This is a genomic window from Peribacillus sp. (assembly GCF_059453735.1).
Genome location: NZ_JAZVJO010000238.1, coordinates 1 through 6,330, shown reverse-complemented (window position 1 = coordinate 6,330; position 6,330 = coordinate 1). Strand labels below are relative to the sequence as shown.

General features: G+C 40.8%; 7 protein-coding genes. 2 read left to right on the top strand and 5 right to left on the bottom strand.

Translation table 11 applies throughout. The features are described from left to right. Positions 1-360: 360 nt before the first annotated feature. On the bottom strand, positions 361-621 hold the full coding sequence (locus tag AC52RT_RS07495) for a DUF1871 family protein (RefSeq protein ID WP_495540163.1): 261 nt from the start codon (positions 619-621) through the stop codon (positions 361-363). Between the two features lie 82 nt (positions 622-703). On the opposite strand from AC52RT_RS07495, the gene AC52RT_RS07490 reads away from it, so the two are divergent. Next, positions 704-1,867, top strand: a complete 1,164-nt coding sequence (locus AC52RT_RS07490; RefSeq protein WP_495540162.1) for a MalY/PatB family protein — start codon at positions 704-706, stop codon at positions 1,865-1,867. 9 nt (positions 1,868-1,876) lie between these two features. On the opposite strand, the gene AC52RT_RS07485 is transcribed toward AC52RT_RS07490, so the two are convergent. The 3 genes from AC52RT_RS07485 to AC52RT_RS07475 form a co-directional block, all read right to left on the bottom strand. Beyond that, positions 1,877-2,392, bottom strand: a complete 516-nt coding sequence (locus AC52RT_RS07485) for a superoxide dismutase family protein (protein ID WP_495540161.1) — start codon at positions 2,390-2,392, stop codon at positions 1,877-1,879. Between the two features lie 95 nt (positions 2,393-2,487). Next, positions 2,488-4,140, bottom strand: coding sequence for a CoA-disulfide reductase (locus tag AC52RT_RS07480; RefSeq protein WP_495540160.1), 1,653 nt, complete (start codon positions 4,138-4,140; stop codon positions 2,488-2,490). Between the two features lie 91 nt (positions 4,141-4,231). After that, positions 4,232-4,990 carry a TraR/DksA C4-type zinc finger protein gene (locus AC52RT_RS07475; protein ID WP_495540159.1) on the bottom strand — a complete coding sequence of 253 codons (759 nt, stop codon included), beginning with the start codon at positions 4,988-4,990 and terminating at the stop codon, positions 4,232-4,234. 151 nt (positions 4,991-5,141) lie between these two features. Between AC52RT_RS07475 and AC52RT_RS07470 the strand changes: the two genes are divergently transcribed. Next, positions 5,142-5,927: a DUF817 domain-containing protein gene (locus AC52RT_RS07470; RefSeq protein ID WP_495540158.1), complete on the top strand. Its 786-nt coding sequence runs from the start codon at positions 5,142-5,144 to the stop codon at positions 5,925-5,927. A 40-nt stretch (positions 5,928-5,967) separates the two neighbouring features. On the opposite strand, the gene AC52RT_RS07465 is transcribed toward AC52RT_RS07470, so the two are convergent. Then, a complete protein-coding gene (locus AC52RT_RS07465) occupies positions 5,968-6,195 on the bottom strand; it encodes a hypothetical protein (RefSeq protein ID WP_495540157.1) in 228 nt (75 codons plus the stop codon). Positions 6,196-6,330 lie beyond the last annotated feature (135 nt).

Here is a 6,330-nt window from a genome sequence, read left to right as displayed (position 1 = left end):
AGAAGGCACAGGACATTTACTGCCAGAGGAAAAACCAGAAGAAGAGTTTCGTCATATTGACAATTTTATTACAAATGAAGGATGACGGCTCCATGGGGCGGGGGGTATGTTCTTTCTTTCTACAGCTAAATCCTGATTATTCCCGTCTGGCATGAGCTTATTCCCGTCTCGAATAGGGTTATTCCCGTTTGGATGAACACTATTCCCATCTGGATGAACACTATTCCCGTCTGGCACCTTTTAATATGACGGAAAAACCCAGTGGGGTATCCATAGACTCCATTAATACAACTTGTTCAGCAGGGCTATACGTCCTAGTGCAAAATCAAAAAAAGCTGATCCACAGAAAATGGTCAGCTTTTAGAAGGAGCAACTTGCATTATTTTTGATGGTTAGTAATTTTTCGGCAATCATTAAGCACTCCTCATACGCGATTGGTTCTTCAAAGGAGAATTCATAGATTTCTTTGATTTTCCTGGCTAGATCTTTATTGTTCTCTATGTCGCGCATGGCGATCATACAGTCAGCTATTTCTGGATCATAAAAATCTTCTCCTTGATTGTAAGGATCCCAGTTTCGCAGGACTTTAACCATGGTAATATTCATTTCTTGGTTTTGCACGCAATCATCACCTGCTATTCATTATCTTTGAACATGTTATCATATTACTATGGATAGTAAAATTTAAATGGTGGTGTTTGTAATGAATAACTTTGATGAACATATTGACCGAAAAAATACGGGTGCCTTTAAATGGGATCATATGAAGGATCTCTATGGAAGAGATGACCTTCTGCCAATGTGGGTAGCTGATATGGATTTCCCTTCACCAATAGGTGTACAGAAAGCCTTACTAGATCGTGTCATGCATCCTGTTTACGGATATACAGCTCCAATGCCGTCCCTTTTGCCTGTCATTCAAACGTGGCTTAAAAATCGCCATTCCTGGGAAGTAAACAAAGACCATCTTTCCTTCAGCGCAGGCGTCGTCTCAGCAATTGGAATGACGATTCAGGGACTTACTGAACCCGCCGATAAAATTTTGCTGCAGTCTCCTGTTTATACGCCCTTTTTCAGCATGATTGAACAAAATGATCGAGTGGTTGTTAATAGTCAGCTGAAAGTCATTGATGATCGCTTTGAAATAGACTTTATCGACTTTGAAGAAAAACTTAAAGAAGGCGTCAAACTCTTTCTTCTGTGCAGCCCTCATAACCCAGGCGGCCGCATATGGACAAAAGAGGAGTTAACGCGTATGGCTGAGCTATGCTTGAAGTATGGAACGATAATTGTTAGTGATGAAATTCATGCTGACTTATTTCATTCTTCCTATACTCATTATCCGCTGGCCTCATTAAATGAACGTTATGCTGATCAGACTGTAACGCTGATGGCACCTAGTAAAACCTTTAATATTGCTGGCATGCAAGCATCGATTATGATTACGAGCAATAGTGATATTCGCACCAAAATTACGACTACACAGACTAGAAATGCCTTTCACGGGCTCAACATATTGGGTTTGACGGCAATGGAAGCAGCCTATCGAACCGGGGAAACCTGGCTTGACGAAATGCTTGCGTATGTTGAAAGTAACGTGAAGATTGCAGAAGAATTTATCGCTCATGAAATACCTGGTTTGCGCTGTATGCACCCTGAGGCATCGTACCTGTTATGGATCGATTGCCGCGGTCTAGGCTTGAGCGACGAAGAAATCCAAGAACTTCTTACTTCTAAAGGAAAACTGGCATTAGAGCCAGGAGCTAAATATGGTCCTGGCGGAGAAGGTTTTGTTCGAATGAACATTGGCTGTCCACGTGCACTATTAGAAGATGGACTCAACAGACTTAAACAAGCGTTTAGCTGAGCAGAGTAGTTACTTCCCTTTTTTAATAACACCGCAGGCGATTCGTTTCCCAGAGTCTCCTGCTGGCTGAGTCATCCCGTCATCTTGGTTTTGATTCACAATGATGGAAGTACCCTTCTGTGTAAAAAGCGTTGTTTTCCCTTTCCTTAAAGTTACATCTTTTGCAGTAAGCGTAGCTTTCACATTACCAGAATCCTTAACAATTAAATTAGGTAAATCCCCAGCATGGGCTCCCTTCGGATGAAGAAGCCCATGCTCTTTATCATCGGGATTATAATGGTTGCCTGCTGATTTAAAATCAGGCGCTTTGCACTTACCTACACTATGAATATGAATGCCATGTACGCCCGGCTCAAGCCCCTCCAAATCAACTTTCAGTTTCACACCCTTCGCTTGTTCCTCAACCTTAATCGTACCCAAAGAATCTCCATCAGCATTAAACATTTTTACATCCAGTTTCTTAGGATTCTCTTCCGCACAGCCTGCAAGCAGCACCACAAACCCAATTAGTAACACTTTTTTCATCCGATTTTCGCCCCCTAATCTATTTCTATCTTCCCCCCAATAAGAAAAGAGATACAAAAAAAAGCACCGTTCCATATAGGAACGGTACTTGTCCTTTAATACACGGATTTAGCTGTAGAATACAGCTTATATCCACCATCTAGATTTTTCACTTTTATACCATGACCAGTTAGAATACGGGCAGCTAAATACCCTCGTAAACCAACTTGACAAGAAACGTATAAGTCTTTATCTCGAGGAACTTCCTCAAGCCGTTCACGCAATTCATTAACAGGGATATTAATTGCGCCGTCAATCGCGCCTCTAGCCACCTCACCAGGGTCCCGTACATCAATCAATATACCTCCACCTGCCAGAAGTTCATCAATTTCATGCCACTGAACACTCTCAGCAGAACCATCCATAATATTTGAAGCCGCATAACCGGCAATATTAACAGGATCTTTAGCTGAAGAAAACGGCGGTGCGTAGGAAAGCTCTAAATCAGCTAAATCCTCCACCGTCATACGGGCTTTAATGGCCGTTGCTAGTACATCAATCCGTTTATCAATTCCGCCTTTCCCAACTGCCTGTGCTCCAAGTATTTCACCAGTTTTTTTATCAAAAATAACTTTTAACGTCATCGGTGAAGCACCAGGATAATAGCCTGCATGGTTCATAGGCTGAACGTGAATCACTTCATAAGAACGATTCATCTTCTTTAATGTTTTTTCGTTATTTCCGGTTACAGCAGCCGTCAGCTCGAATACCTTCACGATTGAAGTTCCGAGAACACCCTGGTAGCTTGCCGGCATACCATTAATGACATCTGCGACAATACGCCCTTGACGATTAGCAGGACCTGCAAGTGGGACAAAACCAGCCATTCCATTGATATAGTCCTTTACTTCTATGGCATCCCCAACTGCATAAATGGAAGGGTCGGAAGTTTGCAGCTTCTCATTCACTTTAATTGTCCCGTGTACTCCAAGTTCAAGACCTGCATCATTGGCGAGCTGTGTTTCTGGCTGAACACCAATGGCAAGAATGATCATATCAGCTGATTCAACCTTGCCGCTTTCTAAAATAATGGACGTTCCTTGATCTTTAAATTCCTTAACACCATCGTTCAGAATCAAGTTTATTCCTTTATTCTTAAGCTCTGCATGAACAATTTGAGCCATCTCAAAATCGATTGGAGCCATTACCTGATCTCCACGCTCAATGACCGTTACCTTCACTCCACGTTCTACCAGATTTTCAGCTAGCTCAAGACCAATAAATCCTCCGCCTATCACGACCGCTCGCTTTGGCTTTCCTTCATCAACATATTCTTTAATTCGATCTGTATCTGGGACGTTACGAACCGTAAATAAAGATTTAGCTTCTTCTATTCCAGAAATTTGAGGCATAATTGGTTTAGAGCCTGGCGAAAGAATTAACGCATCATAGGATTCGTCATATTCTTCTCCCGTTTGCAAATTACGCGCCGTCACCGTTTTTTCTTGAGTATTAATCCGCACAACTTCCGTTAAATTACGAATATCTAAGTTAAAGCGATTACTCATTCCTTCAACAGTCTGAACAAGCAGCTTTTTACGTTCTGAAATGACACCGCCAATATAGTATGGAAGTCCGCAATTGGCAAATGATATATATTCTCCGCGTTCAAACATAATAATAGTATCTTCTTCATTTAAACGTCTCAGTCTTGCAGCTGCTGTAGCTCCCCCAGCAACACCGCCAACGATGATTATTTTCTTTTTCATTAAAATTCCCCCTCAATATACCTATGGGGGTATTATAACAAATCAAAAACAGGTGTGAAAGCTTTTGACACACTTTCACACCCTTGACTCATTAATCCTCGCTGTCTTCTTCTACATAAGGTTCTTTTTCAGAAGCAGGCAAGTCTCCAAGGATGGTCTGCACTCCTTCTTCTTCTAGCATATCCATATAATTTTCATATTTGGCATTTCGATAGATGGTAACCGAATCTCCATACAGGTCAACACCCGCAAAATTTTCATAATCTTCGACGTACCCAACATTTTCTTGTGCTTCTATATACGTATCGTTATAGTCTGCTGTAGGTTGAACTTGATCTGCAGGTGTATCGGATGTTCCGTACCTCGCAACATCCTGCCAAGAATCCTCACCATCATATCCAACTGATTCATGATCTTTATCTGCCACAAAACCTCCGAAGGACGTACGTAAGACTGATTCTTCGATTGGACGGTCATCAGACGTGTGTTGAGATGGAGAATGGTCTATACAAAAACGAGTCGTAGGCATGGCCTCCAGCCGTTCGTATGGAATGTCTTTCGAGCATACCTCGCATTTCCCATAACTTCCTTCTTCGATTGCCTTCAATCCCTTATCAATATCCGCTAATTCAATTTGATAATGCTCATATAGGGCAAGATCCTTTTCACGTTCGTATAACTCAGTCCCTTCATCAGCTGGATGGTTATCATAACTTGATAACTCACCTGTTGAATCTACCAGGCTCCGCCTTAAACCAAAATCATTTTCATCTCCAAAGTGCTCCTTTAGCTCTTTTTTCTGCTGTTCGAGCTTTTGTTGAAAATCCTGTACTTGCTGGTTTGAAAGCATATACGCCAGTCCCTTCCTCACTATAATCTTTTCTTAGTATTTTCCATTATCCATATTTTTATAAGTAATAAATAAGGGGACATTCTTGGCAAGCTGCATTTTGTGAGATATCCTAATGTTTAACATAATTTTCCTATAGGGGTTTTGAAAAATGAAACCATTATCATTTCTTATTCATTTTGGATACAATCAAGCTTTGGCCTGCCTGTTTCCAGTTGCTATCTTTTTAACACTTGCACTTTCCAAAATCATTCCGCTTTCAATCATACCTCGATATGACTTTATCCTGATTCTTTGCCTGCTCATGCAGGTGTTTATGGTTAAAGCAAAATTTGAAACATGGGACGAGCTTAAAGTCATCTGTCTCTTTCATGTCATTGGACTTGCACTCGAGTTATATAAAGTTCATATGGGTTCTTGGTCGTATCCGGAAGAGGGGTTTTCTAAGCTATGGGGAGTTCCGCTATACAGCGGATTTATGTATGCAAGTGTAGCCAGCTATATGTGCCAATCGTGGCGGCGTTTACAACTTACATTAGTCAATTGGCCGCCTACCATCATTGCAACCATTACTGCTGCAGCAATCTATCTTAACTTTTTCACACATCATTTCATCATTGATCTTCGCTGGATATTAATGGGGGTCGTCCTTCTAGTTTTTTACCGGACCATTGTAACGTTCACAGTAAACCACCAACCCTATCAAATGCCTGTGGTACTATCGTTTGTTTTAATGGGGTTCTTTATTTGGATTGCTGAAAATGTGGCTACTTTCTTTGGGGCATGGCAATATCCGAACCAGGAAGAAGGCTGGCACCTAGTCCATTTCAGTAAAATCAGCTCTTGGCTGCTGCTCGTCATTGTAAGTTTTCTTATCGTTGCTCTTCTTAAACATGTGAAGCACCAGGAAGCACAACCAATCAGTTTTAACAAATAAAAAAAGCTGCGGATTCTTACCGAATTCGTAGCTTTTGCACTTATTTTGAAGGATCTTCTTCTGAAATCCTAAGATTTTTTTTTGTAATTTCTTCTTCTAATTTCTGAGTTTTCAATGCTTCATTTCGAGAAATTTTCATGATAAATCGCATAGCAAATACAGCAGCAATAAGAAAGATGACACACGTAATGCCTGCTGGAATATACTCAGATTTGTCTTCAGGAAAATAAAGAAACAGCCCCAAGACAGCTTGATTCAATTCATTCATTTCTACACTCCTTCCAGACAACTTAAGAATCCTCTATATTATACCAACTTGAATCAATATACTCTAGAATAAAAAAAACGGGGATTTAAACCCCGTTTCAATTTTTCTTAAACTAATGTAATCGATTGAATCACG

Coding starts and splice junctions, on each gene's coding strand:
- AC52RT_RS07485 (WP_495540161.1), bottom strand. CDS start 2,392: ATGAAAAAAGTGTTACTAATTGGGTTTGTGGTGCTGCTTGCAGGCTGT.
- AC52RT_RS07475 (WP_495540159.1), bottom strand. CDS start 4,990: ATGCTTTCAAACCAGCAAGTACAGGATTTTCAACAAAAGCTCGAACAG.
- AC52RT_RS07480 (WP_495540160.1), bottom strand. CDS start 4,140: ATGAAAAAGAAAATAATCATCGTTGGCGGTGTTGCTGGGGGAGCTACA.
- AC52RT_RS07465 (WP_495540157.1), bottom strand. CDS start 6,195: ATGAATGAATTGAATCAAGCTGTCTTGGGGCTGTTTCTTTATTTTCCT.
- AC52RT_RS07470 (WP_495540158.1), top strand. CDS start 5,142: ATGAAACCATTATCATTTCTTATTCATTTTGGATACAATCAAGCTTTG.
- AC52RT_RS07490 (WP_495540162.1), top strand. CDS start 704: ATGAATAACTTTGATGAACATATTGACCGAAAAAATACGGGTGCCTTT.